This is a genomic window from Pandoraea capi, assembly GCF_902459735.1.
In the GTDB taxonomy this organism is placed as follows: domain Bacteria; phylum Pseudomonadota; class Gammaproteobacteria; order Burkholderiales; family Burkholderiaceae; genus Pandoraea; species Pandoraea capi.
Window position 1 is genome coordinate 222,012 of the sequence record NZ_CABPRV010000006.1, and the last position, 26,750, is coordinate 248,761.

Below are 26,750 nucleotides of genomic sequence, written 5' to 3' on the forward strand. Positions count from 1 at the left end.
CCGGCGTCCCCTCCCGCAGGCATTGTTTTGCCTTGATTCTCGCGTTTCACGCTATGTGACACGCGCGGGGTAGGTTCGTCCCTGGCCGCGTCGACGTTGCGCATTTGCGCTCGATTTTTGTTGCGGCACACCAGGACCCCCAATGTTTCCCATCCTGTCCCTCCTGATCTGGCTTCCTATCGTGGCTGGCGCACTCGTCATGCTGCTCGGCCGCGATCGCTACCCCAATGCCGTGCGCTGGGCATCGCTTAGCGCCGGGGTGATTTCGGCGGCACCGCTCGTGCCGCTCGTGCGCGGGTTTCAGACCCATGTCTCCAGTCTGCAATTCGTCGAGCGTTTTCGCTGGATCGATTCGTTCGACGCCTCGTGGCACGTGGGTATCGATGGCATTTCGCTGTGGCTCGTGGCGCTCACCGGGGTGACTACGATCATCGTGGTGCTGGCGTCGTGGCGCGCCGTGACCACGCGCATGAGCGCGTACTTCGGCAGTTTCCTCGTCCTCTCGGGGTTGATGCAGGGCGTGTTCTCCGCGCAGGACGGCATGCTGTTCTTCGTGTTCTTCGAAGCGACGTTGCTGCCGTTATATCTGCTCATCGGCGTGTACGGCCGGGCAAACCGCACGCGCGCGGCGGTGAAGTTCTTTTTCTTCTCGCTGACCGGCTCGCTGATGATGCTGGTCTCGATGCTCTATCTGTACATGCAGACGCAGAGCTTCGACATGGCCCGCTGGCAGACGCTGCACCTGCCGCTCGCGGTGCAGGTCATGCTCTTCTTCGGCTTTCTCGCGGCGTTCTCCGTCAAGGTGCCGATGTGGCCCGTGCATACGTGGCTGCCGGAAGTTCACCTCGACGGGCCGACAGGCGCGGCCGTCATGCTCGGCATGCTGAAGCTGGGCGGCTACGGTTTGCTGCGCTTCAACCTCCCGCTGCTGCCGGACGCCAGTCACTTCCTCGCGCCGCTGATGGTCGTGCTGTCGCTCGTTGCGGTGATCTACGCGAGTCTGGTGGCGCTGGTGCAAACGGATCTGCGCAAGCTGCTGGCGTACTCGGCGGTGGCGCACATGGGGCTGGTCACGCTCGGCCTGTTCCTCTTTTCCGAGATGGGCACCGACGGCGCGGTGATGCAGATGATTTCGTACGGCATCGTCTCGGGCGCCATGCTGTTGTGCACGGGCATGTTGTACGACCGCACCGGCAGCGCCTTGATCGACGGTTACGGCGGTGTGGCGAGCACGATGCCGCGTTTCGCGACGTTCGCGATGCTGTTCTCGATGGCGAACGTCGGCATGCCGGGCACGTCGGGTTTCGTCGGCGAGTTTCTCGTGCTGATGGGCGCGATCAAGGCCAACTTCTGGATCGGTGCGCTGGCGTCGCTCACGCTGGTGCTGAGCGCGGCTTACACCTTGTGGATGTACAAGCGCGTGATCTTCGGTCGGGTGGGCAATGAGCGCGTCGCGTCGCTCAAGGATCTGAGCCGCCGCGAATTCGCGCTACTGGGCGCGATGGCGGTGATGGTGCTCGGCATCGGCCTCGATCCGAAACCGCTCACCGACGGCATCGACGCCACGGCCATTCAGGTCGTGCAGGACATCGAGAATCATCGTCTGCCGGCGGGTGACCCGGGCAGCAGCGAGATGGCGGGGCGTCGCCATGGCGATGCGGCAGGACATGCGGCCGCAACGGTGAAGGGCTCGCGCCCGGATGCTTGACGCATCGCCATGCGATGTTGACCGATGACTTGAGAATGGGCGCTGCGAAGCGCCCATTTTTCTTTTGCTCGGCCGCGATGTCGCTTGCCACAATTCTTTAACGATCCCTCGCCAGAATGACGCTCGTGCCATGCCAGTGGCCTTTTTCTGTGTCGAGTTTGCACACGTGTGCAATCGATGTTCGGCAGAGCCGCTGGTTCCGTAATCGCCGTTAGATCCCGTGAGAGATCGCATGAAACTGTTCACCCGTCTGCGCGCTGTGTCCCTTGCCGTCGCCGCTACCGTCAGCCTGTTCACCGTGGCGACGAGCGCCGGCGCGGCCGATCTCGTGATCGCCGGTCGCGACGACATCTATGGCAAAGGCCTTACCGAGGCCGTCGCGGGCTTCAGGAAGCAGCATCCCGATGCCGACATCGAACTACTGAAGCTGCCGAATGCCAACCTTTATCAAAAGCTCAAGCTGTCGATGCGCGAGGCCACGGGTGCTTACGATCTGGTGATGATGGACGACACCTGGGCGCCGGAATTCATGGCGAACGGCTGGCTCAAGCCGCTGCCCGTCGCGCTCATCGACGCCGACATGGTCGCCTCGACCGTTGCGCTGGGCCGGGCGCCGAACGGCAGTCTGTATGCACTGCCGGTGGTCGGTAACGTCGAGATGTTCGCGTATCGCCGCGATCTGCTTGCCAAATACAAGCTGCAAGCGCCGCGCAATTGGGACGACGTGCTCAAGATCGCGCAGACCACTGCGGCGGGCGCCGGTGTGTCGGGCGTCGTGTTCCGTGGCACGAAGGGCAATCCGGTCGTGACGGGCTTCCTGCCTATCCTGTGGGCGTACGGCGGCGACGTGATCGACGCCAACGGTCGCGCCGCCATCGATTCGCCGCAGGCGCTCGCGGCGTTGAAGATGTTTGTCTCGCTCAAGGCCTGTGCGCCGAAGGACGTCGCCGTGTACGGCGCTGCCGAAGTGCGCGATGCGCTGCAAAAGGGCGCTGCCGCGCAAGCCATCGAAGTCTGGCCGGCCTGGGTGCCGGCGCTCGACGACCCGAAGCAATCGCGCGTGGTGGGAGAAGTCGCCTTGCAGGCGCCGCCGGGACAGGTGAAGGGGCCGGCGCCGATGCTCGGCATCTGGCAGATGGCGATTCCAAAGGACGCCCGCCACGCCGCACTTGCGCAGGACTTCCTTGCGTATTTGACGTCGCGTGAGACGCAAACGCGTCTGGCGGCGATGGGTATTCCGCCGACCCGCAAGAGCGTGTTCGAAGACGCCGCGCTCGTGAAGCAGTTCCGCTGGTATCCGGATCAGCTCAAGGCGCTGGAGGCGGGGCGTGCACGTCCGCGTGTGAAGCACTGGGAGCAGATCGAGAGCCTGCTGGGCGATGCGCTGCAACTCGTGCTGACGGGCCAGCTCACGCCGGAAGCCGCGCTGCGCCAGGCGTCGCAGAAGATCGCGCCGGTGCTTGCGGCTGCGGCCACTGCGGTCAATTAACGACGCGATACGGACTTCGACGATTCCATGAATGCTGTGCGTCGCTGGCTGCCGTTGGTCTGGCTCGTTGGGCCGGCGTTACTCGTCATTGGGGTGCTGGCGCTGTACCCGGTGCTGCGAGTGCTGGCCGATTCGTTTTTCAACGTCGACTACGCGTCGGGGCGTCGGGCGTTCGCCGGGCTGGCGAACTATCGCACGGTGCTCGCCGACGACAACTTCTCGGCCAGCTTCTTCAACACGATGCACTTCACGGTCGTGGCGTCGGTGTGTGAAGTGGTGCTCGGCGGTGCGCTGGCGTTGCTGTTCTCGCGGGCGTTTCGCGGGCGGCGCTTCGTCATGCCGCTGCTGATTCTGCCGATGATGCTCTCGACGCTGGTGTGCTCGGCGATCTGGCGAAACTGGCTGAACTTCGGTGGTTTCCTGAATGCCGGGCTCGCGAAGTTCGGGTTGCCGGGCGTGCAGTGGTTGTCCGATCCGGGACTGGCGATCTGGTCGCTCATTCTCGTCGACGTCTGGCAATGGACGCCCATGGCGTTTCTCATCATTCTCGCGGGCATTCAGTCCATCGATCCCGAACTCTACGAGGCGGCCCGCACCGATGGGGCAAGCGAGTGGCAGTGCCTGCGCGACATCACGTTGCCGCTGCTCGTGCCGCAGTTCGTGCTCGCGCTACTGCTGCGCTCGATCGATACGTTCAAGCTGTTCGACAAGGTCTATGCGCTAACCGGCGGTGGTCCGGGCAACGCGACGCAGACGTTGTCGACCTACGTCTACGACACCGGTTTTCGATTCTTCAACGTGGGGCCGGCGAGCGCGGCATCGGTGTTGATGCTGTTAGTGGCCGCCGGGCTGGTCTCGGTGAACGTGTGGTTGTCGATCCGTAAGCCGGGGGCGCGATGAGTCAGGCCATGAATCGCAGTGATGCACCGGTTGCCGGTGCCACTGTGCCGTGCGTGTCTGCGACGTCTGCCGTGTTCACCTCGCCGGCTTCGGTGGCTTCGGTGGCTTCGGTGGCTTCGGCGGCATTCGGCCGGACCGGGCAACGCACTGTGCTCTGGACGCTGCGCATCGCCGCGCTGGCGCTCATGCTGCTGCCGTGTGTCTGGATGCTGGGCGCGGCGTTCACGCCGTCGCTGGAGCGTCTCGACCATCCGCTCGCGCTGTGGCCGCACGCGCCGACGTTGCAGCACTTCCAGACGGTCTGGGAGAGCGGCATCGGTCGTCAGGTACTCAATTCGCTGCTGGTCAGCGCAGGCACGACGCTGCTATCGCTGACGCTGGCGTTCCCGGCGGCCTATGCGCTCGTGCGCATGCGCTTTCCGGGGCGGCTCGACGTGATGTTTCTGATGCTGGTGCTGGCCGTCAAGCTGATGCCGCCGATCACGGTCGCCGTGCCGTTGTTTTCGCTGGCGAAGACACTGCATCTGCTCGATTCGGAAGTCGGGCTGATGCTCGCCTATCAGGTCTACACGCTGCCGTTGGCGATCTGGATGTTGCTCTCGTTCGTGCGGGAGATTCCGGTCGACTACGACGAAGCGGCGTGCATCGACGGTGCCGGGCTGTTCCAGCGGCTGGTGCACATCATGCTGCCGCTTTGCGCGCCGGGGCTGGTGGCGACTGCAATTTTCGTGCTGATCGCCGCGTGGAACGAGTTCTTGCTGGCGCTGCTGTTCGTCTCGTCGCCGAGTCGATTTACGCTGCCTCTCGCGGTGGCGGGCTATGTGACGGAAAACGGCATCGATTGGGGGGATCTGATGAGCGTGGGCATGATCGCGTCGCTCCCCACGCTGGCCGTTGCCGGATACGTGCAGCGGTATCTGTTGCACGGGTTCTCGGGCGGACTAAAGTGATCGATAGGTGATCGATCAGTGATCCATGCGCGAAGGCGCAGGCCTGACGGTGTTCAGCCGCAGCTCTCGCGCACGATCGGGGTGACGGACACGACGCGTGTTCGGGAGGCGCCGGAGAACGCGTTCATCCGGTCGATGAGCAGGTCGGTCGCGGTGTCCGCCAGCGCGTAGGTGTCTTGCGCGATCGTGGTGAGCCGATAGTTGTCGTAGCCCGCGGCGGGAATGTCGTCGAAGCCCACGATGCGAATGTCTTCCGGCACGCGTATCGAGTAATGACGGCGCGCGGTGTCGATGAAGCCGAGCGCCAGCAGGTCGGACGAGCAGAAGACGCCATCCGGGCGAGCGGTCTGGCTCAGCAGTGCGTGCGCGGCGGCGACACCGCATTCGTATGTGTCGGCCGGGGTGCTATGTGTCTCGACCGGGTGCTCGAGGGCGTCGTTGACGGCGGCGAACTGGCGCGTGGCGCGCAGGAAGCCGGCGCAGCGCGCCTTGCCGTTGTAACTGGGTTTGGTCGGGCCGACGAAGGCCAGGCGCGTTGCACCCGCGTCGATCAGCAGGCTTGCCGCAAGTGTCGCGCCTGCGGCGTTGTCGCTGACGGCGACGTCGGCACCGGGCAGGTTGGACGCGCGGTTGATCATCACCACGGGGATCTCGCCTTCGAGGTACTGACGGGCGAGCCCGAGCGGCGGCGAGGCCGACGTCATGATGATGCCGCCGATCCGGTAGCTCAGGAGCATGTCGAGTGATTGCTGAATCTGCACCGGATCCTCGGCGTTCACCACGATGGGGGTGAGCTTGTGGCGCCCGAGAGCGGCAATGATCTGTGCGAGGAGTTTGGCGCGGAACGGGTTTTCGAACCCTGCGGTAACGACACCGATCATGCTGCTTCGCTGCATGATCATCTCGCGGGCGATCAGATTGACCTGATAGCCAAGTGTGCGGGCGGCTTCCATCACGCGCTCTCGTGTCTCGGGCGCGATGCTGGCCGTCGGCGAGAAGGCACGCGATACGGCAGAACGCGATACGCCGGCGCGGCGCGCGACATCGGCGGCAGTAACCCAGGACGTTTGTTTCTTCGGCATGGCGTGGCGAGTTAGGGGACGCAAAGCTTGCTTCGCGCAGCGTGCCCGAAGAAAAGGGCAAAAAGATGACGAACCAGCAAGACATCACCGTCACACGCGAATCTCCCTTCACGACGATGGCAGAACATGGTTTGACGACAGCAAGCACACCCAACGAAACGGTCGGCTGGATGACGCGGCTGCCCGACGACATTGCGCTGCATCGTCTGACGTTGCCCGGTAGCCACGACACCTGTGCCTACACCGTCGACGATGCGTTGGCGAAGACGCAGGGTGCGAGTCTGGCCGTGCAGTTGGCGTGCGGCGTCCGGGTGCTCGACATTCGCTGCCGTCATGAAGACGATGTCTTTCACATCAATCACCAGCGAATTCCGTTGGGGCTGATGTTCGACGATGTTCTGGCGACCTGTGCGGCGTTCTTCGCGAGGTATCCCGGCGAGTGCATCGTGATGTTCGTCAAGGACGAGTGCGGCGACCGGCATTGTACGCGCAGCTTTGCGCAGACCTTTGCGTCGTATGTCGAGCGCTACGCGGAACACGTTCGCTGGTTTCTGGGCGACACGATACCGCGTCTGGGAGATGTCAGAGGCTCGATCGTGCTGCTGCGCCGCTTTGCCAGTGCGACGCCGCTCGGCATCGATCTCACCGAATGGCCGGACAATGCGACATTCGATATCGGGCGGGCAGGGGCATCGTTTTCGATTCAGGACGAATATCGTGTGCCGATTGAGGCCGCCATCGATTACAAGTTCCGTCAGATCGACGCGTTGCTCTCACGCACTGAAGCGATGGCGGAGACCCGCTGGGTGATCAGTTTTTGCAGCGGCACCGGCATGGGGGCGAATCCCTTGCGCGTGGCGTGCGGCGGCGTGCGGCCCGAACAACGGGGGATCAACGACATGTTGACGGCGCGTCTCGAAGGTTATCTCGGGCCGTGCGGCACGATGATGATCGACTTCTGCGAGCGCGCGGACTGGTCGCTGGTTCGGGCGTTGGTGGCGCGCAATGTCGGAGATGTCTGCGATGCCCTTAGCGCGAGCGATGCGCGGGAGGATGGCAACGCCGGCAACGCCGACAACACTGGCGATGCGGGTAGCGCGACGCGTTGGTGCCAGGTATCGGCGAGTGGTGAGGCTTCATGTCCGGGAACGTCGTGACGCGGTGTCGCGCTCTCCAGTTTTACGTAATTTCGTCTATCAGACGGCCCGTGCGGCCGTGCTTCATCAGGATTTCGTTCCATGCACCCCATGCTTAATGTTGCGGTCAACGCCGCTATCAGCGCTGCGCAGATCATCCATCGCGCGTCGGCCGAACGTCATCGGCTCACCGTGAGCAAGAAGCAGCACAACGATTTCGTCACCCAGGTGGACCGGGCGTCGGAGGCCGCGATCATCGAAACGGTGAGGGCGGCGTATCCGGGTCACGCGATACTGGCTGAGGAGTCGGGGCGGTCGGCGGGCGCGGACGGCCTTTCCGATTTTCAGTGGATTATCGATCCGCTGGACGGCACGACAAACTTCATCCACGGCTTTCCGTATTACTGCGTGTCGATTGCGTTGGCGTATCGCGGGTTGGTGACGCACGCGGTGGTCTACGACCCGAACAGCAACGAACTGTTCACGGCGACGCGCGGGGGTGGCGCGTTTCTGAACGAACAGCCGATGCGTGTGGGGGGACGTCGCCAGTTGGCCGATGGGTTGATCGGTACGGGCTTCCCGTTCCGCGAGACGGACGATATCGAGGCTTACACGCGGTTGTTCGTGGAGATGAGCCGGGCGTGTGCGGGGCTGCGTCGCCCGGGGGCGTGTGCGCTGGATCTGGCGAACGTTGCGGCGGGGCGTCTGGATGGCTTCTTCGAGCAGGGCGTGAACGCGTGGGACATGGCGGCGGGCAGCTTGCTCATCACGGAGGCCGGCGGCCGCGTGGGCGACTACGCCGGCGGCGACGCCTTCCTGCAACTGGGCGAAATCGTGGCAGGGAACCCTGCTGTGTATGAGGAGATGCTGCCGAAGCTCAGGGGGTATAGCCGGACGGTGCAGTGACGCGGTGGCGAAACCACTGTCCTAAACCTCTCCGCGTGTCTAATGAACGTGAGGCTTATCTGAATTTTTTCATGGCAGAGGACGCAGGCGTATGCCAGGCGGGTGCTTGCCGAGCGACTCGGTGTGGTGTTCTAAGACCTTTGATCACGATTCGGACTTTGCTGAAGCTCTGGCACTAACGTTGCTGCAATGATGGGGCACCCCGTCAATGGGAGCCCCCGTTGTCACCGGCACAACTGCGAAAGATGCGACCCGCACGCGAAGTGCTGTCGGAGGCTTTGGGAAAGACGCGTGCCGAGGCCATCCTGAAACGCCGCGGTCGCCCAGTGTTGCCTGTCGATCAGAGAAAAGTGACGTTGAACATGCGAGTTGATCGAGAGGTCATCGAGGCATTCAAGGCCACGGGGAGTGGCTGGCAAACTCGCATCAAGATGTCTTGCGCGACTACGCTGCATCACATCACATGCTTGTGGCGTGATGCCGGTGGCAAGCTTTGCGGAAAGCCGCATGGATTGCGGAAAACGAAAAGGGGTTGCGATTTCTCGCAACCCCTTCTGTATTCTGGTAGGCCGTGCAGGATTCGAACCTGCGACCAACGGATTAAAAGTCCGCTGCTCTACCAACTGAGCTAACGACCCAACGAAGAAAAAGATTATAGCGTCGCAGTCGTTATAGTGTCAAGACTTCTGTGACGCAGATGTGTCCGTTTCCGGGGCTTTTCACGCAGTTGCGCGCGAATTTCGCTCAAACGCTGCGCTCAATGCGCCACATCTGATATTTGAACGCGCAGACGCCGCCCGCCAGAATCGCCGCAATCGCGACGAACGACCCGACCGCCAGCGTCGATACGCCCGACAATCCCTGACCCACGGTGCAGCCCAACGCCGTCACACCGCCAAAACCCATCAGCACGCCACCGACCATGTGGTTCGCCGTGTCTTCCGTTCCCTGAAAACCTTCCCAGCGGAAGTTGCGCGACACCAGCGCGTACACGAACGATCCGGCAATCACGCCCAGCACGCTCGAAATCCCCAGCGTGATGACGTTGCTCGTGTCGCTCCACATCATCAGCCAGTACAGCGTGTAGGCCAGCGGCGAGACGAACGACAGGGCTTCCATCTTGCCCGAGTTCGTCGCAACGAAACTCTCTTCGAGCGTGTTCGGATTCTCCGCCACGTAACCGATCTTGCCCGACACATACCAGAGCGCGACGATGATCGCACCCACGACCAACCCGCCGAGCCAGTTGTCGAACGTCCAGAACTCACGACGCCCGACAGCCGCAATCACGAACGCGCCGCCGATTACCAGACCGAGGATGAGCTGCGCGCGGTGCACATCGCCACCGAACAGGCCCCCCAGCAACGTCGGCAGATCCTGCGACGTGGCGAATGTCGTTTGCACGCTGTCGAGCGCCGCAACACGGAAGACGGCGAACAAGCCCTTGAGCGTCATGTACGCCGATACGCCGATCATCACGAAGACGAGCAGCGACTTCAGATTGCCGCCGCCGATCCGCACCAGTGTCTTGCTGCCGCACCCGGAGGCCAGCACCATACCCACGCCGAAACACCATCCACCGACGAGGTACGACAGCCACGTGAAGCGCGGCGTGGTGTATATCGCCTTGACCGGATCGATGATGCCGAGCGACGCCATGACGCCGGTGCCGATGGTGGCGACACCGATGGCCAGCCACCACATGCGCATGCGGTTCCAGTCGCCGATGTTGACGATATCGGACAGCGCACCCATCGTGCAGAAGTGCGTGCGCTGGAGCACGGCACCGAACACGAAGGCCAGGCCGAAGGTGAGCCACACGACAGTGTGGGAGAGGGCGGTGAGATCGACGTCGGTCATGAGGCGAGAAGACGATAGCGGCCGTGCCCGGCCGTTCGATGCATTGTCGCGGGCAGCGGGGCGCCGCCGGCTTTGTTGTTATCAGACGTGCCGCGCAGCCAGTGCACGATCACATCGCGGGTGCGGTCGCCGTGACGTGCCGGCGACTGTGCGCCCACACGCATCCCCTGAGACGCCGCGCCTCGAACGTTTGGAAAGTCCGTATTCTACTTGAGGTCTCGCGAGACGCCAGAAACGACAACGCCGCCCAAAGGCGGCGTCGTTCGTTTGACGAGTGACCTCATACGGAAGATTGGTTCGCGCAACCTCCCGCAGGGCGTCTTACTTCAGCTTGGCCGCACGCTTCTTGGCCTCCGCTGCCGATTCGCTGTCCGGGTACCGGGCCACCAAATCCTGCAACGTTTTCTTCGCTGCCGCAGTCTGCCCGGATTCCGCCTGGTTGCTGGCGATTGCCAGCATGGCCTCGGCAGCCTTCGGGCTCGTCGGGTACTTCGTCACGATCCCTTGCAGCGTCGCAGTCGACCCCTTCAGATCCTTGTTGGCATACTGCGCATTGCCAAGCCAGAACTGTGCTTCGGGTTGATACGGGCTGGCGGGATACTTCGCCGAGAAGGTCCGGAAATCCGTTTGCGCACCCTTGTAGTCACCGTTGCGGAATTTCGTCAGCGCGGCGTCAAAGACATCTTTCTCGCCCGGTTGGACGGTGCCTGTCACGCCGCCGACGGTCATCTGCTGCGGTTCGAATTTCTTCAGACGACCATCGAGGTCGGTGTAGAAATCCTTTTGACTCTGTTGCAGGTTCGCAAGCTGGTTCTTCAGATCCTCGTTCTGGCCGCGCTGGTCGGCCAGATCACGTTGCAACTGCTGGATCTGGTTGTTCAAATCCAGCACGTTGCGCGTGAGCCCCTCGATCCGCTGCTTGTCCGAATCCAGACGGCTGCGGATATCGAGGATCGCTTTGCGCGCCTCGTCGTCGTCGAACAATCCGGCATGCGCGAGCGGGCTCAGCACCGAAGTGCCGAGCGTCACCGCGCAGATCATGTTTTTAAGCAAACGAGACGTCATGACGATTCAATCAATAAGCCAGATCGACGCGACGGTCTTGAGCCCAGGTGGCTTCGTCGGTACCCGTAGCCTTTTCCTTGCCCAGCGACACGGCTTCCATCTGGTTGGTGTTGGCGCCCAGTGCCGTCATGGCCTTCAGCACGGCTTCAGCACGCTTCTGACCCAGGGCCAGGTTGTACTCGCTCGTACCGCGCGGGTCGGTGTTGCCCTGGAGCAGCACGTGACGTTGCGAGTACTTGGCCAGGAAGCCAGCGTGTGCCTGGAGCAGCGGGGTGTATTGCGAATCGACGTTGTACGAATCGAAACCGAAGTACACGCTGCGCTTGGCGAGCGGGCCGTTCGGGTTGTTCAGTTCGTCGGCCGAGGCGTCGACAGGGGCGACAGCGCGGGCGTCGGTCGTGGTCTGACCCTTGTTGGCGTTAGCCTGGTCGTCAAGCTTCACACCCGATGAGCAAGCGGCCAGAGCGGCCAGCGAAGAGATGGCGAGGATATTACGAAGCAGGGAACTCATGTGAGCCTCCGAGTGATGTTGCTGTTGATGTTATTGCATAAAAGGGCCCCAGGAGGGTTCGCGAACTTCCCCTCCCCGAACCTGAAGAATCTGCCGGGTTTGCCCGTCCACCGAGACTGCCGCGAGGACCTTTCGGCCCCCCGATTGCGTTGCATAGAGAATGTACTTGCCGTTTGCGGCAAAACTCGGTGACTCGTCGTGGCTGGTGTCGGTCAGAGCCGTAACATCGCCAGTACTCATATCCTGCACGCACAGCTTGAATCCGCCACCCTGACGCGCGATGAACGCGAGCAACTTGCCGTCGGGACTGATTCGCGGGCTGACGTTGTAACTCCCCTTGAAGGTGACGCGCTGCGCGGCGCCTTCACTCTCGCCACCGGCCGGCATCTTGTAGATCTGCGGACCACCTCCACGATCGCTCGTGAAGAAAATCCATTTGCCGTCCGGGGAATACTGCGGTTCGGTGTCGATCGCGCCGCTGCGCGACAGACGCTTGAGGCCACCGCCGTTGGCGTTGACCTGATAGATCTGCGTGTTGCCGTCACGCGAGAGGGCCACGGCGAGCTTGCTGCCGTCCGGCGACCAGGACGGCGCCGAGTTGTTGCCCTTCTCGTTGGCCAGCACGGCGCGGCGGCCGGTCGGCAGATCGTGGATGTACACGACCGGCTTGCGCTTTTCGAACGAGACGTAGGCCACCTTGGTGCCGTCCGGAGACCAGGCCGGCGAGATGATCGGCTCGCGGCTGTTGAGCGCGACGCGCGCGTCCTGACCGTCCGAATCCGAAATCTGCAACTGGTAGTTCGGGCCGTTATGCAGCACGTACGACAGACGCGTGGCGAACACGCCCCGGTCGCCCAGCAGCTTCTGATAGATGTAATCGGCGATCTTGTGCGCGGTCAGGCGCAGGTTCGCCTGCGACGAGGTGAGGGCCAGCCCGCCGAGCGGTTGGCCGTTCACGGCGTCGTAGAGACGGAAGCTGACCTGGAAGTTGCCGTTGCCCTGGGGAACGATGGTGCCGGAGACGAAGGCGTTCGCACCCTTGGCCCGCCACGTGCCGAGATCGACCGAATCGTCGACACCGACGGTTGCGCCGCCCGTGTCGATCTGGTTGAAGCGGCCGCTGTTGCTCAGGTCAGCCTTGACGACGGAGACGATGTCCGTCGGCGCGGTGCCCTTGAAGTTCGACACGGCGATCGGGTAGCGGTTGGAACCGACACCCGTGATGTCGACGGTCAGCGGTGTCTGCGCATGGGCGATCGTGCAAGCCGCGGTGAGCCAGGTGGCCACCAGCGCACGCCATGCATATTGACTGGAGATTCGCATGCGTTCGATTGGTCAGTTACGCGGTGCAAGGGGCATTTTTACCACATTCGAATGAAAATGGACTCGCACTGCTCGGTTTTCGTTCCCGTTTGACAACACACTCAGCCTTTCGGGCTAAAGCGCAGGTTGACGCTCGGGGGGGCTTTGCCGTTCGTGTCGCGCGGCAACGGATCGGATTTGGTGATGGCGGCCTGCACGGCGGCATCCCAGGCGGGATTGCCGCTGGACTTGACCAGCTGCATCGAAAGTACGCTGCCATCCGGAGCAAGACGCACTGCAACGACAGCCGTGGGATTGCCCTCGGTGTCGCCGCCATACGCGATATTCGGCTTGACCTTGGCGCGCACGCGATCGGCGTAGCCCGCCGATGCCGTGCCGCCGGCGCCCGAGCCGGTACCGCCTGCCTGCGAGCCCAGACCGTTACCGGTCGCGCCCGGCGTGCCACCTGCCATGCCGCGCAACGAGGCCAGACGGTCGGCGCGTGCCGCATCTGCCGCCTTTTGCGCTGCCGCTTCCTTCGCAGCCTTGGCCTTGGCTGCCTTGTCTTCGGCAGCCTTCTTCTCGGCGTCGGCCTTCTTCTGCGCGTCCGCCAGTTGCTGCTGCTTGAGCTGTTCGGCCTTCTTGGCCTCTTCTTCCTTCTGACGCTTCTGATCGTCAGCCTTCTTTTGATCGGCCAGCTTCTGCTGGCGAGCGGCCTCGTCGGCGGCCTTCTTGCGCGCCAGTTCGGCGGCGGCCTGCTGCTCGGCGAGCTGCTTCTGCCTGAGCGCTTCCTGACGGGCTTTTTCCTGCTGTGCCTCAAGCAGCCGAGCCTGTTCGGCGGCCTGTTGTTCCTGCTTGCGCTTCTTTTGCTGGAGGGCGATGTCGGCGTCTTCGGCCGGCGGCGTGGGGGCGGCCACGGCCGGCGGCGCCGGTGTGGGCGGCGGCGTCACGACCGGCGGGGTCGGTTCGGCCACTTCGGAGGGCGTCCACAACTCCGCTTCGGAACCGGCGGGCGAACTGTTCTGCCAGCGCATGCCGTAGAAAAGCAGCGCGAACAACAGCGCGTGCATGAGCAGCGCGAGGAGGAAAGCCCGCCCCGTGCCGCGTTCGCTATTGTGCGGACCGATGGGACGATCGGGACGGCCCTGACGGGAGACGGTGCGACTCATTTCTGCTTGACGAGCAGGCCCACGCGCTTCACGCCCTGAGCCTTGAGATCGGACATCACGTTCATGACGATTTCGTACCGCACCGACTTGTCGGCGGCGATGACGACCGGCTGATCCGGGTTCGCGGCCTGACGGCCTTGCAGGAACCCGGTTAGATCGCCCGCGCTCATGCGCTGCTCGATGGTGTTCTCACCATCCTTGTAGCGCACCAGCATGCGATTGTCCGCTTCGATATTGACGACCACCGGCGGCGTCTGCTGCTGCGGGCTCGCGTTGGCGACGCTCGGCAGATTGACGATCGACGGCGCGACCAGCGGGGCCGCCACCATGAAAATGACGAGCAGCACCAACATCACGTCGATGTACGGCACGACGTTGATGTCCGCCATGGCGCGACGGCCGCGGCGAGCGTTGCGCATAGAACCTGCCATGTCTCGGCGCTCCCGGAGTGCTTAGTGAATCTGCCGTTGCAGGATGTTGGAGAATTCTTCGACGAAGCTTTCGAAGCGGATCGACAGCCGGTCGATGTCGGTGGCGAAGCGGTTGTAGGCAACCACGGCAGGGATAGCGGCGAACAGACCGATGGCCGTGGCCACCAGCGCTTCCGCAATGCCCGGCGCCACATTGGCGAGCGTGGCTTGCTGCACGTTCGAGAGGCCGCGGAATGCGTTCATGATACCCCACACCGTCCCGAACAGACCAATGTACGGGCTGACCGAACCGACCGACGCGAGGAACGGCAGATTGGCTTCGAGTGCGTCCATTTCACGTTGATAGCAGGCGCGCATGGCACGGCGTGCACCATCGAGAATCGCGTGCGGGTCGTTCAGACCCTTTTCGCTTGCCTTGATGTATTCGCGCATGCCCGATTCGAAGATGCGTTCGAGCGAGCCCGTCTGATGACGGTTGTTCAGGGCGCTCTGATACAGCGCCTGAAGATCGCCACCCGACCAGAAATCACGCTCGAAACGCTCGGTCTGGGTGCGGGCGCGCCGGATCGCGAAGATCTTGCGAAAAATATGCGTCCACGAAAGCAGCGAGAGCAGCAGCAGCAGGCCCATGACTGCCTGGGCGAGCACGCTGGCATGCATGACCAGCGAAATGATGGAAAGGTCTTGATCGGGCATGGTGTGGTTATTGACTGACCGGAATTTTTATCCCTGGCTTCAGGCGGCTGCCGGACGGGCAGGCACCTGGGCCGAGGCGTTGGCCGCCGTAGCGGCCGACTGCATGGCGAGACGAACGTGCGGCGGAATCTTGCCGGGGCGCAACGTCTGCGCGGTCACACAGCCGATTTTGATGCTGCCGCGCGCCAACAGTTCGCTGGTGCCGTCGGGGGCGTCGCGCCAGGCTTCCTGGAGGAAGTCGACGGAGGCGCCGCCAACGCGCTCGATGCGGCTCTTGATGACAACGAGATCGTCGAGGCGGGCAGGGCTCATGTAATCGAGTGCCGTGGCGCGCACAATAAAGATCATTCCGGTATTGCGGGCCAGTTCAAGTTGCTCGATGCCAAGCGAACGGAGCCACTCGGTTCGGGCCCGTTCGAAGAATTTTAGATAGTTGGCGTAGAAGACGACGCCGCCGGCGTCGGTGTCCTCGTAGTAAACGCGAATTGACCAACTGGTATCAAAATCAGCCATGCCGCGCATTGTATCGGAACGGAGCAGTAACGCCAGTCACGGAAACACAATTTTTCAAACCGGCGGGACAATGAATGTTTACGAGCGATTATTGAAACCCCAGTGGCGCACCAAACTGGGGCGAAACGTCGCCGATGCCCCGTGTGACGGGGGATTGCGCTGGCGTGGGCGCGTGGCCCATCTCTATAATGACGGCTCGCAAGCCCCCTGTATTTCAGACGAGACCGCCGTGTGCGCACGACGCAGTGCGTGCCCTGCGGCCTCCCACCATGCATCCACCTGCGAGGCCCCTGAATTGACTTCCCCTACAACGCAATCTTCCGCGCCCGTCTCCCTTCGCGTCGCCTTCCTCGGTCTCGGCGTGATGGGTTATCCGATGGCCGGTCACCTGCAACGCGCCGGTCATACGGTTACGGTCTATAACCGCACGGCTGCGAAGGCACAGCAATGGGCCAAGGAATACGGTGGCGCGGCGGCGGCCACGCCGGCCGAAGCGGTGCGCGACGCCGACATCGTCGCCGCCTGCGTGGGCAACGATGATGACCTGCGCAGCATCGTGCTCGGCGAGCATGGTGCATTTGCAGGGATGAAGGCGGATGCCGTCTTCGTCGATCACACCACCGCCTCGGCCGACGTGGCACGCGAACTCTATGCCGTCGCCCGCGAGAAGGGACTGCACTTCGTCGACGCCCCGGTCTCGGGCGGCGAAGCCGGCGCCAAGAACGGCGTACTCACGATCATGTGCGGCGGCGATGCGCCGGCGTTCGACCGCGTGGCGGCCACGCTCGGCGCGTACGGGCGTGCCGTCACCCGCATTGGCGAGGCCGGTGCCGGTCAGTTGGCCAAGATGGTCAATCAGATCTGCATCGCCGGTCTGGTGCAGGGGCTGTCGGAGGCGATCAACTTCGGCCAGCGCGCCGGGCTGGATATGCCGCTGGTGCTCGACGTCATCAACAAGGGCGCGGCCGCGAGCTGGCAGATGGATAACCGCGGTCAGACGATGATCGACGGCAAGTTCGACTACGGTTTCGCCGTGGACTGGATGCGCAAGGACTTAGGGCTGTGTCTGGCCGAAGCGCAGCGCAACGGTGTATCACTGCCGGTCACGGCGCTCGTCGACCAGTTCTACGGCGACGTTCAGGCGCTGGGCGGATCGCGCTGGGACACGTCGAGCCTGATTCACCGCCTGCGCGTGCTGTCGGGCAAGGCATAAGCCCGTTGTCAGCACACATCGGCGGGAACCCGCGAAGGCGGGCGGACGGCGGACGGCAATGTGCCGGCCCCGTCCGCCCGTCTTTGTTTATGCGGCTGAGGTATCAAATATTCGGAATATCTCCGGGTTTGTCTGCAATCGTCGGAATAGACGATTCGCACTAGAATGCGGAAAACGGGACGTCGCGGTGATATGGCGCGGCGGCACGGCGGCGTGGCAGCTTGGGAGCGGGCTGGGGCGGTGGCGTGTCGACGTAGGAGTGTAGGGAGGCTGCCGCGATCGATAACGATCTAGAACACAACTCGAACCCGAGATCCAACCGACATGAGCAATCAGTCGAACGCCGCGGCCGTCCGCGCATTTCGCATTCTGGAAATTCTCAGCGCCTCTGGCGCGCCGATGACACTCGCGGAGATTGTCGCCGCGATCGGTCTGCCCAAGCAGACGGTGCATCGCATTCTCAAGCAGCTCGAAGCCGCCTGGCTCGTCACGCGCGAGGCGGGGAGCCGTCACTACGAGCCGTCTTCGCGGGTACGGGCGATGGCCGTCAATGCCCTGATGCACGTGGGGCCGGCGGCAGCACGTCATGCGGTGCTTCAGCAGTTGGTCGACAAGCTCGGGGAAACCTGTAACCTGTCGATGCTCTCGGGCGACGACCTCGTCTACCTCGACCGCGTGGAGACCGACTGGTCGCGCCAGCTCAAGCTGTCGCCCGGCTCGCGTGTGCCGTTGCACTGCACGGCCAGCGGCAAGTTGCTGCTCGCCTTCCTGCCCCGGGCGCGACGCGAAAAGCTGATCGCGCACCTGCCGTTGCGGCCGCGCGCGGAGAACACCATCACCGATCTGGAAGACTTGCGTGATGAGTTGGGCGAGACACGCAAGCGTCGCGTGGGGACCAACAACGAGGAGCACGTGCCGGGGATGATCGCCGTCGCCGTACCGGTGATGCTCGATCGCAATCGTGCGTGCGCCGCCATCGCGGTGCAGGCGAGCGCGCAGCACTGCACGCTCGACAAGCTCATGACCTTCCTGCCCGAACTCCGGGACGCCGCCGAGACGATGGCGGCAACCTTCAACGAGTAAGAACGCGTCAGCGATGGCATAGCGCAGGGGCGGACGCCGGCACGGTGAAGACTGTGCCGATGCCCGCGCCGCGCCACCGGTGCGCCGCATCTGCGCTACCGCGCTGTTGCGTCACTGCGCCGTCGCTGCGCTCGCGGCACCCTCGCGCGAAGCCGGTAACGGTGCAGAGGGATCGGCCGGCGTGAGCGCTTCGAAGATCTGTTCGAGCTGCTTCGCGCCCTGCGCGGATTCGGCACGCATGCGCGGTCCGATGAAAATCGGATCGAGAATCAGGAACAGCAGATTCGGCGTGCGATAGATGAAGTCGCGCTCGAAGCGGGTGCCGGTGCCGTCCGGGGTGATCTTGTAGCGCACTTCTCCCGACGGGCGTCGGTTCATCTCGCCTTCGATACGCCATTCGTACGGCGGCTTCGCCTCGACCACCCGCCAGTGAAGAATGCCGTGACGGCCCGCGAGCCGAAACTCTTCCGCCACTTCATCCCCAAGCTTTAGCGGATGATCGGTTTCGCCTTGCACGGCCAGCGACGCCGGATGCCACTTCGGCCAGTTCGCCGGTGTGGTGGCGTAGTCGTAGACCGCTTGTGGGGGCGCGCGCAACGTGGCCACGCTCACGACGTGGGTCTTGCGCTCGAACGGCAGCGGCAGCAACGAGAGCAGGGCGATGATCGCCACCGCCCCCAGCAGAATCAGGAAGGCTCGCTTCATCGGTGCGCGCTCACGCACCGGCAGGCGAATCGAGTTCGACATCGACCATCAGGTCGTCGGCAAGGCTTTCGAGAATTTCGCGCAGCGACTCGGTGCTCACGCTGGCGGGCACATGAAGCCGCGCGGTCGCACGAAAGAGCGTGCCGCCCGACATCGACCCCTCGACACATTCCGTCGCGAGTTCGTCGATGGAGATGCCGCGCGTGAAGAGCACGTGAGAGATTTCCTTGACGATACCGGGGTGGTCCTGGCCGACGAGATCGAGCTGAAGCATGCGGGCCGCCGGATCCGCAGCGGCGCTTTGCGCGCGCGTCACGGAGATTTGCAGGCCTTGCGTCTCCAGCCCGTGCATGGCTTGCGTGAGCGCGTCGGCCTGATTGTCCGGGACTTGCAGATGGATGATGCCGGCGAACTGGCCGGCAAGATTGGCGAGACGGCTTTCGAGCCAGTTGGCGCCGGCAGCGGTGGCACGATCGGCAATGGCATTGACCAGACCGGGGCGATCCGGACCGATCACGTTGAGAATGAGGGACGTCGTCATCACAAGCTCCGTCGAAACTGATGGGCAAGAGGCGGCGCAAACGGCACGTGAGTCCCCGGCGTGGGCCGTGGCGTGCAGCAGGCTCAAGTGTAGTGCAATCGCAGGGTGTGCCGCTACGGCCGGCGTGAGCGCTATCGCCAGCGGATGCCATTGGCGACGATGCCCCTCGCCGGCATGGGCCGACGACGCGTCAGGGGCGGTCCGCCGCCATGGCGAGCAAGGCAATGACCGTCGCGTCGTCCGTCTGCGCAAAGTCGCTGTACGCGATGCTGACGGCATAGAACGGTTGCGGGGTTTCGAGGCAGACGACGGCGTCGGCGAGCTTGGCGAGGCGGGCGATGGCCTCACGCGCCCCGACCGGCGCACATGCGACGAGAGGCGTCGCACCCAGACGCCGCATCGCCCGCAGCGCCGCTGTCATGGTGGCGCCGGTCGCGATGCCGTCGTCGACCAGCACGACCGGACGCCCCGCCACGTGCGGCGCACCGCGTCCCGGGGTGTAGGCCTGGCGCCGCTGCTGGATCAACGCGCGCTGCCGGGCGCTTTCATGCGAGAGGTATGTGCCGGTCGCGCCGAGCGAGAGCGCATGGTCGGCAAGGAAGATGCCGCCGAACTCATCGACCGCACCGACCGCCAGTTCGGCCTGATGGGGCGCGCGCAGTTTGTGCGCGAGCAGGACGTCGAGCGTGCCATTGAGCTGACGGGCGATGGGCATGGCCACCGGTACGCCGCCGCGCGGAATGGCAAGGACAAGCGGCGGGGCGCAGCGCGCGAGTAGTTCATGGGCGGCGAGGACTTCGGCCAGCGCATTGCCTGCGGCAGCACGATCGAGAAACGAGGCAACGGCAGCCATGGCAAGGGGCGGGGGCAAGCCCGGCGGATGAGTTGGCGAGCGCGGCTGGGACGTTTCCCATCCACAATCGCCATCCTAACGCCGGACCCTGATGCCCGTTTGTGCTGGCTTGTGCCGGTATGCGCTGGCTTGGCCGGAATGCCTTCAGCGCGAGAACAGTTCCGGCACCGTACCGACGAGCAGCGTCACGCCGGAGCAGGCCAGCAGTGCGAGCACCATGCGCCGGAAGGCATGATCCGAGAGGAACTGGTAGGCCCATGCGCCCGCAAGTGTGGGCAGGATCATCGAGGGCACGGCAATGGCGAAGACGTGCAGCGTCTGCGCGGTGATTACGCCATGCACGGCGTAGAGCGTGATGGTCAGCGTGTGCATCACGATGAAGAAGATCTGCATGACGGCGCGCTGCATGTCCTTGTCCCAGCCGCGCAGCGTGCACCACAGCGTCGGCACCACGCCCACGAGCCCGCCGATGCCGCCCATCACCCCGCCGACGAAGCCGACGACGCCATCTGCCGCGCGTCCGCCATGTTGAATGCGTGGCAGGCGCGAAGCCAGCAAAAGCAGCGTGCAGTAGACCACGAGGATCGCGCCGATGCCGGCCCGGAACCACACCGGATCGAGGTAGCGCAGGATCCATACGCCGACAGGCACGCCGACCAGACCGCAAAGCACGAACGGTGCGAGTCGGCTCAACGGCACGGCGCGACGCGCGGCCCGCAACCCGAGCAACTGACCGATGAGGGAGCAGAAAGCCGCGAGCGGACCCGCCAGCGTGGGCGGCAGCGACCACGCCCAGAAGGACAGGGCGACGAGACTGAAGGCGAAGCCCGACAGGCCTTGCACGAAGCCGGCGATGCAGGCGCCGAGAATCAGGGGAATGAAATGAAGCGAGGGATCGACGGTCATGGTTTCTTGTTTTCCGCCGACATTATGCGGCGATCCCGTCGCGAGATGAACGGGCGCCGTGCTTCCGATGATGCGTACGGCAGGTGGGGCGCCCTGATGGGGCGGCCCACCGCGACCCTATGCACCGCTCATTGACGGCTCAGGCGTGATGTCCCGCCTGCCAGCACTGCCACGCCGCCACGAACAATGCGCCTACGGTGATGCCCAGTGCGGCACCCGCCAGCGCGTCGCTCGTCCAGTGATAGGCGGAGGCGAGCTGGCCGAAAGTCGTGAGCGCGATGGCGATCGCGCAAGGCACGCGAAGCACGCGGTGACGCAGCGCGAGCACGGTCGTGAAGGCGAGCATCACGGTGAGGTGTCCCGACGGGAACGACGCATAGGCGTAGTTGCTCGCGAAGAATTTGAACTCGAAAACGCCGTCGCGCAGATACGACGGATTCTCATGAATCCACGTGGCGGGCCACGTGCGGCCGAAGACGTATTTCAAGGCCTGCTTCGCCAGGCTGCTCACGCCGACGGCACCGGCCGCAAGCCACAGCGACACGGCCCATGACGGCAGCCGACGACGGAAGAACAGCACCGCACCGATGATCAGAAACGCCGGCCATGCCGCGACGAACAGCGGTGCCGGCAACTCGGCGATGTGCTGAATCCAGGGCGTGCCCTGCGTGTGGGCATGGGCGAAGTCGACGACAGGCCGGTCAACCCAGGGGATGGCAACGAGTGCGAGCAGCAGGCACCCCAGCGCGCTCCACAGGGCGGTGCGCAGACAGGGCGTGGAGGTCGGGTTCGGGGCGGTCCGGTGGGATGGGAGTGTCGGCGGTGTCGGTGACGCGGCGTTCGGAGCGAGTTCAGTCATGACGCGATTTCAGGAAATGGGGGGAATCAACATGCGATGAGCCGGCGTCATGGTAGTCGTCATCGATGCGTGGTGGATGTCCCGATCCCAAAGTCCGGGCGTCCACGCAGCGTTGAGCGCGGTTCGACAGATGAACCGAGCGGCGTGACCGTCGTGCGCATCGTGCGCCGCGGCGATGGCGATTTGATGACGGCGAAGCGCAGAGCGTTGTATGCGTAACATGTCCGGATGTCTTGAGAATCAAAGATTTTTTTGCGGCAAAGTGGGGCAACGTCCTACAATCGTCCCCTACATAAATGTCGGATAGGGTTGGATGGTAGTTCGCGGGACAAAACAAAATCAAAATTGCATGCGGGGGCAGTAGTGAACCGGGGATTCGAGAGCATCATCGATCGACTGGCGCGCGAGTTCTGGCGCGCCGCGCACTTGCGCGAGCAGCAGCACGCGCAATCGCAGGCGCGTTCGCTGGCGGAAGTCCGTGCGTTGGATCAGGCGCAGCGCGCCTGGGAAGAAGCGCCTGCGGGCGACGCGGCGGCAGGCGAGCGTCTGCATCTGGCCTGGCGTCAGGCGGAGGCGGCTGCGCAGGGCGCTCGCGCCAGGTTCGAAATGGCGAGGCTGGAGCGTTTGCTGGCCGACGGCCTTGCTCGCGACCTGCGGATTCCGCCGGCCGATCTGCGGGCGCGCAACACGCCGCCGGTGCTCGACACGCGCCATCTCCCGAAAGTCCTGCCCAAACCCGAGTGGGAAGCCTTTGCGCCCGAAAAGCCGGGGCGGTTGGCGCTGGCCATGCCGGGAGCGTCTGGCCGTTATGAGCAGGCCGTCGCCAAGGCGCGTAGCGAATTCGTGCATACCGAACGGGAGTACGAAGCATCGAAGATCCGTCGCACGCAAGGATCGATGATTCTCCAGATCGCGCAGCAAAAGGCCACCGAGGCTGCGCGAGCCGAGAGTGCGCGTCACAACGCGGCGGTGGCCGACTTCGAGGGCGCTTTGCTGCGCGGCGAAGCGGCGGCCGTGACTGGCTATGCACGCATCGTGCTCAGCCGAAGCCCATATCCGGAAGCCTTCACGCAGACACTCGCCGCGCATTACGTCGAGACGCACAAGTTGCTGGCCATTGGCTACGACGTGCCGACGCTCGATGCCGCCGTGCCCATTGCCCTCGATTACCACTACAACGCGGCGGACGCGACCGTGCAAGGCGTGCCGGCGGGTGAGGCGATGCGTGCGCAGGTCTATGCCAGTGCGTTGCGCCAGATCGTGTTGCGCTCGCTCCATGAATTGTTCTCGGCCGACCCGCTGCGTCATGTGGGCGCCATCGTCTTCAACGTGTATGCGAGCGACGGGGGCGAGCGTGTCTGCCTCGCAAGCGCGCACGTGGCGCGTGCCGACTTCGCGGCACTCGTGCTGACGGAGGGGGACGCTGCGGCACATCTGGCGACGCTCGGCGCACGGGTGTCGACGCGTCCCGAAGCGTTGCTCGCGGTGACGCCCGTCGCGGGCGTGGACATGACGCAGGTCGTCACCGATGCCGACGTCGCCGTCGATCGCCGCTTCAATCTGATGACGCTCAGCGACAAGGATTTCACGCAGGTGATGTTCCACCTGCTGCGCTCGCATGGCTTCGAAGGTCCGCCACTGTTGCCGGGCGAGCAGGAGGGCATGCTGACCTGCCGCGCGTGGGATCCGCATCCGATTTTCGGGGGCGATGTCGTCGTCCAGATATTCCGCGTGATGGACCGCACGGCGCGACTGGAGGTCGCGGTGGCCCGCGCCATGCTCGCCGAGATGCAGCAGATCGGCGCGGCGCGCGGCATGCTGATCACGACCGGCGAGTTCGACGAGGGCGTCGAGGAGTTCGCACGCGATCGGCGCATCGAATTGCTCTCCGGCCATCATCTCGTGTTCCTGCTCAAGGAAAATGCCGGGGTCGACGCGAGCGTCGTGATACCGGAAACGATCGATACGACCGCCGTCCTGTTTTGAGGGATGTCCGGGGTGCGTGATGGGCGGCCTGCTATAGTGGTCCGACCTGACCCCACGTCATTCACATCACGGAGGATCGTATGTCCCGAGGCATGGAATGCAAGGCGCGCACCGTCAACCCGACCCGCACTGGTTTCACTCGATGGGCACGCACAGGTGCACGAGGTGCACGAATAGGGGCGATCGGCTTCGCGCTGGTAACGGCGCTGGGCGTTCCGATGTCGGCACACGCCCAGCTCGATCTGCTGAAGAACGCCGTAGGTGGCGGCACCTCTGGCGGCACCTCCAGCGGTAGCGCCGGTGGGCTGCCGGGTGGACTGGGCGGGCTGGCGTCGTCGGGATCGCTGACGTCGAGCAGCATCGGCAATGCGACCGGCGTGCTCCAGTTCTGCATCAAGAACAACTATCTCGGCGGCGCGAATCTTAACTCCGCGACCGACGTGAAAGACAAGTTGCTTGGCAAGATCGGCACGCAGTCAGGATCGGCTGCCGCCAGCCCGGGGTATCTCGACGGTGTCAAAGGCATGCTGTCGTCGCCGGACGGCAAGACCGTCGACCTGAACGGCGGTGGCCTCAAGGAACAGCTCACGCGCAAGGTCTGTGACAAGGTGCTCGATCAGGCCAAGTCTTTCCTCTGACGACGGGCATCACGCCCTGTGAGGCGGGCCACGCCGGTGGTCCGTCTCATAAGTCCCTCGGCGGCGTCGCTTGCCTTCATGGCATCAAAAAAATTCCATCGATTGGGTCTTTGCGCCGGGCCACGCCCGGACGTACGCTAAGCGTCATTCCCCACCCGCCGCCTTTGACCGGAGTCATCGATGTATCAGCCTGCCGCTTTCACTGAAGATCGTCCCGAAGTCCTGCACGATCTGATTCGCCAGCATCCGCTTGGCCTGCTGGTGAGTGCGGGCGCACAGGGGCTGATCGCCGATTCGATTCCGTTCCTGATGTACGCGCAGGAGGGTGAGTTCGGTACGCTGCGCGGACACCTGGCCCGCGCCAATCCGCATGGCGCGGCATTGCGCGACGTCGATGAGTGTCTGGTCGCGTTCATCGGCGCGCAGGGATACATCACGCCATCGTGGTACGCGGCCAAGGCCGAACATGGCAAGGTCGTGCCGACGTGGAACTATGCCGCCGTGCACGTGTGGGGCACACCGCGCGTGATCGACGACGCGGCCTGGTTGCGGCGTCTCGTTGGTGATCTCACGCAGTCGCAGGAGCAGGGGCGTCCGGCACCGTGGGCTGTGGAGGATGCGCCGGCGGACTACGTAGATAGCATGCTGCGCGCTATCGTCGGTGTGGAGATTCCGATTCGACGCATCGAGGGCAAGTTCAAGATGTCGCAGAACCGGCCGATGCCCGATCGTGTGGGCGTAGTCAACGGCCTGCGTGCCGAAGGGCCGTCGAGCGAAGCGTTGGCGGCGCTCGTCGCACAACGCGGTGAGGTGCCCGGCGCGTGATTGCCTGAGCGCGTGGGCGAGTGTGCAAGCGGGGCGGCGCCGTGACGGGCGTCGGTTCGCGCGGGCCGCGTGTCGTCATGCCGGAGCGTCGGAGCGTCGGTAACGAAACGAAACAATTCCGTCTCACGGCGACCGGTTTCGCGCTGCGATCCCCGCATACAATGCGGCAACCTAACTCGGATGCCGCAATGAAAACGCTGCTCCTCGTGCTCGCGCTGATGCTCTGCCTGCTCTTTCTCGAGCAGGCATGGTTGCCGAGCGCGCAGGCGGATGAGTGCGACAACCTCGGCCCCGCACAGACGTTGCAGTGCGCTGCCTATGGCGCGGGGAACCTGGTCCCCGAATAGCCGTTCATCCGCTACAATCGCCCCCCCTTACGTCTTCCCCTAAGCAGTGCGATGAAGCAGTCTCGATGGACGGTCACCGCAGTGCGCGCAAGCCGCTTGCGCGCGATGGCCGGGCAGTTGGTTATCTCCACCGCAGTCGCTGTCGCGGCCCTTGGCGCCGCGCCGCGCGACGCCCAGGCCGCCGCGCCGCGCGACGCCCAGGCCGCCGCGAGCGCGTGCGGCAATCACTACTGGTCCGGCACCGCGCCGGACATCACGAACAGCGCCATGACGCGCGCGGCGCGAGAGGTGTGCTTCAGCGCATTCGGCGTCATGCACTCGGGTGTTACGCGCACGCCGCTCTGGTCGGCCGAGCATCTCACGCGCGCCAACCTGAGCGATGCCCGTCAGATCTCGCGCGTGAACAGTTTCCACGCCGAAGCGCAGCTACCGCCGAGTGAGCGCGCCGAGTTGCGCGATTACGTGCGTTCGGGCTACGACCGGGGGCATATGGCGCCGTCGGCGGACATGCCGGATGCGCAAGCGCAGTCCGAGAGCTTTTCGCTGTCGAACATGGTGCCGCAGAACAGCGAGAACAATCGCTACCTGTGGGCCGGGATCGAGTCGAGCGTGCGCAAACTTGCGCAGGATCGCGGCGAGTTGTTCGTCATCACCGGGCCGCTTTTCAAGGGCAAGACGATCACGCAGGTCGGTGATCGTGTGATGGTGCCCACGCAGTTGTTCAAGGTGGTGTACGACCCGAAGCGCAAGCAGGCGGGCGCGTATCTTGTCGCGAATGAAGCCACGGGCGATTATTCGGTCGTGAGCGTGGCTGAACTCGAGACATTGGCCGGGATCGATTTCTTCCCCGGCATGCCCGCGAACGTGAAGAAAACAGCGATGTCGCTGCCCGCACCGAAAGCCGCGGGCGGTGGCAGCAAGCGCAAGCGCGAGCCGGACGTGCCGACGTATCGGGAGGTGCAGACGGTGCTCGACTTCCTGCGTACGATCATTCGCTGAGCGTCACGGTAGTGTTCGGGGCGGGGCGCGCTGGACGTTGCCGGGCGACCTGCCGCTCAAGCCTTTTCACGACTGAT

The 26,750-nt window shown here is 64.1% G+C and carries 27 protein-coding genes, 1 tRNA gene and 1 pseudogene; 14 read left to right on the forward strand and 15 right to left on the reverse strand.

Annotated elements, in window-relative coordinates:
• Nucleotides 1-142: 142 nt before the first annotated feature.
• The 4 genes from PCA20602_RS14590 (at nt 143) to PCA20602_RS14605 (ending at nt 5,047) form a co-directional block, all read left to right on the forward strand.
• On the forward strand, nt 143-1,708 hold the full coding sequence (locus tag PCA20602_RS14590) for a complex I subunit 4 family protein (RefSeq protein ID WP_150721843.1): 1,566 nt from the start codon (nt 143-145) through the stop codon (nt 1,706-1,708).
• Between the two features lie 232 nt (nt 1,709-1,940).
• Entirely contained in the window at nt 1,941-3,197 is a 1,257-nt protein-coding gene (locus PCA20602_RS14595) for an ABC transporter substrate-binding protein (RefSeq protein ID WP_150721844.1), read from the forward strand.
• Nucleotides 3,198-3,224: 27 nt separating this feature from the next.
• Nucleotides 3,225-4,097, forward strand: coding sequence for a carbohydrate ABC transporter permease (locus PCA20602_RS14600; protein WP_150721845.1), 873 nt, complete (start codon nt 3,225-3,227; stop codon nt 4,095-4,097).
• Nucleotides 4,098-4,105: 8 nt separating this feature from the next.
• Complete coding sequence (locus PCA20602_RS14605; RefSeq protein ID WP_150721846.1) at nt 4,106-5,047, forward strand: carbohydrate ABC transporter permease; 942 nt, start codon at nt 4,106-4,108, stop codon at nt 5,045-5,047.
• Nucleotides 5,048-5,100: 53 nt separating this feature from the next.
• Here PCA20602_RS14605 and PCA20602_RS14610 read toward each other — a convergent pair whose 3' ends face one another.
• Nucleotides 5,101-6,129: a LacI family DNA-binding transcriptional regulator gene (locus PCA20602_RS14610; protein WP_150721847.1), complete on the reverse strand. Its 1,029-nt coding sequence runs from the start codon at nt 6,127-6,129 to the stop codon at nt 5,101-5,103.
• A gap of 65 nt (nt 6,130-6,194) precedes the next feature.
• On the opposite strand from PCA20602_RS14610, the gene PCA20602_RS14615 reads away from it, so the two are divergent.
• The 3 genes and pseudogenes from PCA20602_RS14615 to PCA20602_RS26385 form a co-directional block, all read left to right on the forward strand.
• Nucleotides 6,195-7,286 (forward strand): phosphatidylinositol-specific phospholipase C, encoded by a 1,092-nt coding sequence (locus PCA20602_RS14615; protein ID WP_246182165.1) that lies wholly within the window; start codon nt 6,195-6,197, stop codon nt 7,284-7,286.
• An 81-nt stretch (nt 7,287-7,367) separates the two neighbouring features.
• A complete protein-coding gene (locus tag PCA20602_RS14620) occupies nt 7,368-8,171 on the forward strand; it encodes an inositol monophosphatase family protein (protein ID WP_150721848.1) in 804 nt (267 codons plus the stop codon).
• A 221-nt stretch (nt 8,172-8,392) separates the two neighbouring features.
• A pseudogene (locus PCA20602_RS26385) lies at nt 8,393-8,587 on the forward strand (BrnA antitoxin family protein); the annotation flags it as partial.
• 146 nt (nt 8,588-8,733) lie between these two features.
• Here the strand turns inward: PCA20602_RS26385 and PCA20602_RS14630 are convergent.
• The 9 genes from PCA20602_RS14630 to ybgC form a co-directional block, all read right to left on the reverse strand.
• Nucleotides 8,734-8,809: transfer RNA gene (locus PCA20602_RS14630), tRNA-Lys, on the reverse strand.
• A gap of 106 nt (nt 8,810-8,915) precedes the next feature.
• Complete coding sequence (locus PCA20602_RS14635; RefSeq protein ID WP_150721849.1) at nt 8,916-10,031, reverse strand: YeeE/YedE family protein; 1,116 nt, start codon at nt 10,029-10,031, stop codon at nt 8,916-8,918.
• A 321-nt stretch (nt 10,032-10,352) separates the two neighbouring features.
• A complete protein-coding gene (gene ybgF / locus PCA20602_RS14640; RefSeq protein ID WP_242559588.1) occupies nt 10,353-11,096 on the reverse strand; it encodes a tol-pal system protein YbgF in 744 nt (247 codons plus the stop codon).
• A gap of 10 nt (nt 11,097-11,106) precedes the next feature.
• Entirely contained in the window at nt 11,107-11,607 is a 501-nt protein-coding gene (locus PCA20602_RS14645) for an OmpA family protein (RefSeq protein WP_069341801.1), read from the reverse strand.
• A 30-nt stretch (nt 11,608-11,637) separates the two neighbouring features.
• Nucleotides 11,638-12,930: a Tol-Pal system beta propeller repeat protein TolB gene (gene tolB / locus PCA20602_RS14650; RefSeq protein WP_150721850.1), complete on the reverse strand. Its 1,293-nt coding sequence runs from the start codon at nt 12,928-12,930 to the stop codon at nt 11,638-11,640.
• Between the two features lie 101 nt (nt 12,931-13,031).
• A complete protein-coding gene (gene tolA / locus PCA20602_RS14655; protein WP_150721851.1) occupies nt 13,032-14,078 on the reverse strand; it encodes a cell envelope integrity protein TolA in 1,047 nt (348 codons plus the stop codon).
• The gene (gene tolR / locus PCA20602_RS14660) at nt 14,075-14,509 is read right to left on the reverse strand and encodes a protein TolR (protein WP_046291400.1); all 435 of its coding nucleotides are present in this window, start codon (nt 14,507-14,509) and stop codon (nt 14,075-14,077) included. The genes tolA and tolR overlap by 4 nt, the downstream gene beginning before the upstream one ends.
• Before the next feature lie 21 nt (nt 14,510-14,530).
• Nucleotides 14,531-15,205, reverse strand: coding sequence for a protein TolQ (gene tolQ / locus PCA20602_RS14665; protein ID WP_150721852.1), 675 nt, complete (start codon nt 15,203-15,205; stop codon nt 14,531-14,533).
• A gap of 39 nt (nt 15,206-15,244) precedes the next feature.
• Entirely contained in the window at nt 15,245-15,727 is a 483-nt protein-coding gene (ybgC, locus tag PCA20602_RS14670) for a tol-pal system-associated acyl-CoA thioesterase (RefSeq protein WP_150721853.1), read from the reverse strand.
• Between the two features lie 286 nt (nt 15,728-16,013).
• On the opposite strand from ybgC, the gene PCA20602_RS14675 reads away from it, so the two are divergent.
• Complete coding sequence (locus tag PCA20602_RS14675) at nt 16,014-16,931, forward strand: NAD(P)-dependent oxidoreductase (RefSeq protein WP_069341797.1); 918 nt, start codon at nt 16,014-16,016, stop codon at nt 16,929-16,931.
• Nucleotides 16,932-17,255: 324 nt separating this feature from the next.
• Complete coding sequence (locus PCA20602_RS14680) at nt 17,256-18,014, forward strand: IclR family transcriptional regulator (RefSeq protein WP_069341796.1); 759 nt, start codon at nt 17,256-17,258, stop codon at nt 18,012-18,014.
• Nucleotides 18,015-18,125: 111 nt separating this feature from the next.
• On the opposite strand, the gene PCA20602_RS14685 is transcribed toward PCA20602_RS14680, so the two are convergent.
• From PCA20602_RS14685 to PCA20602_RS14705, 5 genes are all read right to left on the reverse strand, one after another.
• Nucleotides 18,126-18,761, reverse strand: a complete 636-nt coding sequence (locus tag PCA20602_RS14685; protein WP_150721855.1) for an SRPBCC family protein — start codon at nt 18,759-18,761, stop codon at nt 18,126-18,128.
• Complete coding sequence (locus PCA20602_RS14690; protein WP_150721856.1) at nt 18,730-19,260, reverse strand: glycine cleavage system transcriptional repressor; 531 nt, start codon at nt 19,258-19,260, stop codon at nt 18,730-18,732. The genes PCA20602_RS14685 and PCA20602_RS14690 overlap by 32 nt, the downstream gene beginning before the upstream one ends.
• Before the next feature lie 190 nt (nt 19,261-19,450).
• Complete coding sequence (locus PCA20602_RS14695; protein WP_150721857.1) at nt 19,451-20,113, reverse strand: phosphoribosyltransferase; 663 nt, start codon at nt 20,111-20,113, stop codon at nt 19,451-19,453.
• A 144-nt stretch (nt 20,114-20,257) separates the two neighbouring features.
• Nucleotides 20,258-21,019 (reverse strand): sulfite exporter TauE/SafE family protein, encoded by a 762-nt coding sequence (locus tag PCA20602_RS14700; protein WP_150721858.1) that lies wholly within the window; start codon nt 21,017-21,019, stop codon nt 20,258-20,260.
• A gap of 139 nt (nt 21,020-21,158) precedes the next feature.
• Nucleotides 21,159-21,878, reverse strand: coding sequence for a phosphatase PAP2 family protein (locus PCA20602_RS14705; RefSeq protein ID WP_150721859.1), 720 nt, complete (start codon nt 21,876-21,878; stop codon nt 21,159-21,161).
• 363 nt (nt 21,879-22,241) lie between these two features.
• On the opposite strand from PCA20602_RS14705, the gene PCA20602_RS14710 reads away from it, so the two are divergent.
• The 5 genes from PCA20602_RS14710 (at nt 22,242) to PCA20602_RS14725 (ending at nt 26,673) form a co-directional block, all read left to right on the forward strand.
• Entirely contained in the window at nt 22,242-23,864 is a 1,623-nt protein-coding gene (locus PCA20602_RS14710) for a restriction endonuclease (protein WP_150721860.1), read from the forward strand.
• A 218-nt stretch (nt 23,865-24,082) separates the two neighbouring features.
• A complete protein-coding gene (locus PCA20602_RS14715) occupies nt 24,083-24,502 on the forward strand; it encodes a DUF2501 domain-containing protein (RefSeq protein ID WP_425495671.1) in 420 nt (139 codons plus the stop codon).
• Between the two features lie 180 nt (nt 24,503-24,682).
• Nucleotides 24,683-25,327, forward strand: a complete 645-nt coding sequence (locus tag PCA20602_RS14720) for an FMN-binding negative transcriptional regulator (RefSeq protein WP_150721861.1) — start codon at nt 24,683-24,685, stop codon at nt 25,325-25,327.
• A 188-nt stretch (nt 25,328-25,515) separates the two neighbouring features.
• Nucleotides 25,516-25,674 carry a hypothetical protein gene (locus PCA20602_RS25660; RefSeq protein WP_174981149.1) on the forward strand — a complete coding sequence of 53 codons (159 nt, stop codon included), beginning with the start codon at nt 25,516-25,518 and terminating at the stop codon, nt 25,672-25,674.
• A gap of 51 nt (nt 25,675-25,725) precedes the next feature.
• Entirely contained in the window at nt 25,726-26,673 is a 948-nt protein-coding gene (locus PCA20602_RS14725; protein WP_246182167.1) for a DNA/RNA non-specific endonuclease, read from the forward strand.
• Nucleotides 26,674-26,750 lie beyond the last annotated feature (77 nt).

What these genes read in the sequence shown, in the direction of transcription:
- PCA20602_RS14600 (WP_150721845.1), top strand. Translation starts at nt 3,225, where the DNA reads ATGAATGCTGTGCGTCGCTGGCTGCCGTTGGTCTGGCTCGTTGGGCCG.
- PCA20602_RS14590 (WP_150721843.1), top strand. Translation starts at nt 143, where the DNA reads ATGTTTCCCATCCTGTCCCTCCTGATCTGGCTTCCTATCGTGGCTGGC.
- PCA20602_RS14700 (WP_150721858.1), bottom strand. Translation starts at nt 21,019, where the DNA reads ATGACCGTCGATCCCTCGCTTCATTTCATTCCCCTGATTCTCGGCGCC.
- ybgF (WP_242559588.1), bottom strand. Translation starts at nt 11,096, where the DNA reads ATGACGTCTCGTTTGCTTAAAAACATGATCTGCGCGGTGACGCTCGGC.
- PCA20602_RS14610 (WP_150721847.1), bottom strand. Translation starts at nt 6,129, where the DNA reads ATGCCGAAGAAACAAACGTCCTGGGTTACTGCCGCCGATGTCGCGCGC.
- PCA20602_RS14605 (WP_150721846.1), top strand. Translation starts at nt 4,106, where the DNA reads ATGAATCGCAGTGATGCACCGGTTGCCGGTGCCACTGTGCCGTGCGTG.
- PCA20602_RS14595 (WP_150721844.1), top strand. Translation starts at nt 1,941, where the DNA reads ATGAAACTGTTCACCCGTCTGCGCGCTGTGTCCCTTGCCGTCGCCGCT.
- PCA20602_RS14715 (WP_425495671.1), top strand. Translation starts at nt 24,083, where the DNA reads ATGTCGGCACACGCCCAGCTCGATCTGCTGAAGAACGCCGTAGGTGGC.
- PCA20602_RS14635 (WP_150721849.1), bottom strand. Translation starts at nt 10,031, where the DNA reads ATGACCGACGTCGATCTCACCGCCCTCTCCCACACTGTCGTGTGGCTC.
- tolR (WP_046291400.1), bottom strand. Translation starts at nt 14,509, where the DNA reads ATGGCAGGTTCTATGCGCAACGCTCGCCGCGGCCGTCGCGCCATGGCG.
- PCA20602_RS14645 (WP_069341801.1), bottom strand. Translation starts at nt 11,607, where the DNA reads ATGAGTTCCCTGCTTCGTAATATCCTCGCCATCTCTTCGCTGGCCGCT.
- ybgC (WP_150721853.1), bottom strand. Translation starts at nt 15,727, where the DNA reads ATGCGCGGCATGGCTGATTTTGATACCAGTTGGTCAATTCGCGTTTAC.
- PCA20602_RS14725 (WP_246182167.1), top strand. Translation starts at nt 25,726, where the DNA reads ATGAAGCAGTCTCGATGGACGGTCACCGCAGTGCGCGCAAGCCGCTTG.
- PCA20602_RS14685 (WP_150721855.1), bottom strand. Translation starts at nt 18,761, where the DNA reads ATGTCGAACTCGATTCGCCTGCCGGTGCGTGAGCGCGCACCGATGAAG.
- PCA20602_RS14620 (WP_150721848.1), top strand. Translation starts at nt 7,368, where the DNA reads ATGCACCCCATGCTTAATGTTGCGGTCAACGCCGCTATCAGCGCTGCG.
- PCA20602_RS14720 (WP_150721861.1), top strand. Translation starts at nt 24,683, where the DNA reads ATGTATCAGCCTGCCGCTTTCACTGAAGATCGTCCCGAAGTCCTGCAC.
- PCA20602_RS25660 (WP_174981149.1), top strand. Translation starts at nt 25,516, where the DNA reads ATGAAAACGCTGCTCCTCGTGCTCGCGCTGATGCTCTGCCTGCTCTTT.
- PCA20602_RS14695 (WP_150721857.1), bottom strand. Translation starts at nt 20,113, where the DNA reads ATGGCTGCCGTTGCCTCGTTTCTCGATCGTGCTGCCGCAGGCAATGCG.
- PCA20602_RS14615 (WP_246182165.1), top strand. Translation starts at nt 6,195, where the DNA reads ATGACGAACCAGCAAGACATCACCGTCACACGCGAATCTCCCTTCACG.
- PCA20602_RS14705 (WP_150721859.1), bottom strand. Translation starts at nt 21,878, where the DNA reads ATGACTGAACTCGCTCCGAACGCCGCGTCACCGACACCGCCGACACTC.
- PCA20602_RS14680 (WP_069341796.1), top strand. Translation starts at nt 17,256, where the DNA reads ATGAGCAATCAGTCGAACGCCGCGGCCGTCCGCGCATTTCGCATTCTG.
- PCA20602_RS14690 (WP_150721856.1), bottom strand. Translation starts at nt 19,260, where the DNA reads ATGACGACGTCCCTCATTCTCAACGTGATCGGTCCGGATCGCCCCGGT.
- tolA (WP_150721851.1), bottom strand. Translation starts at nt 14,078, where the DNA reads ATGAGTCGCACCGTCTCCCGTCAGGGCCGTCCCGATCGTCCCATCGGT.
- tolQ (WP_150721852.1), bottom strand. Translation starts at nt 15,205, where the DNA reads ATGCCCGATCAAGACCTTTCCATCATTTCGCTGGTCATGCATGCCAGC.
- tolB (WP_150721850.1), bottom strand. Translation starts at nt 12,930, where the DNA reads ATGCGAATCTCCAGTCAATATGCATGGCGTGCGCTGGTGGCCACCTGG.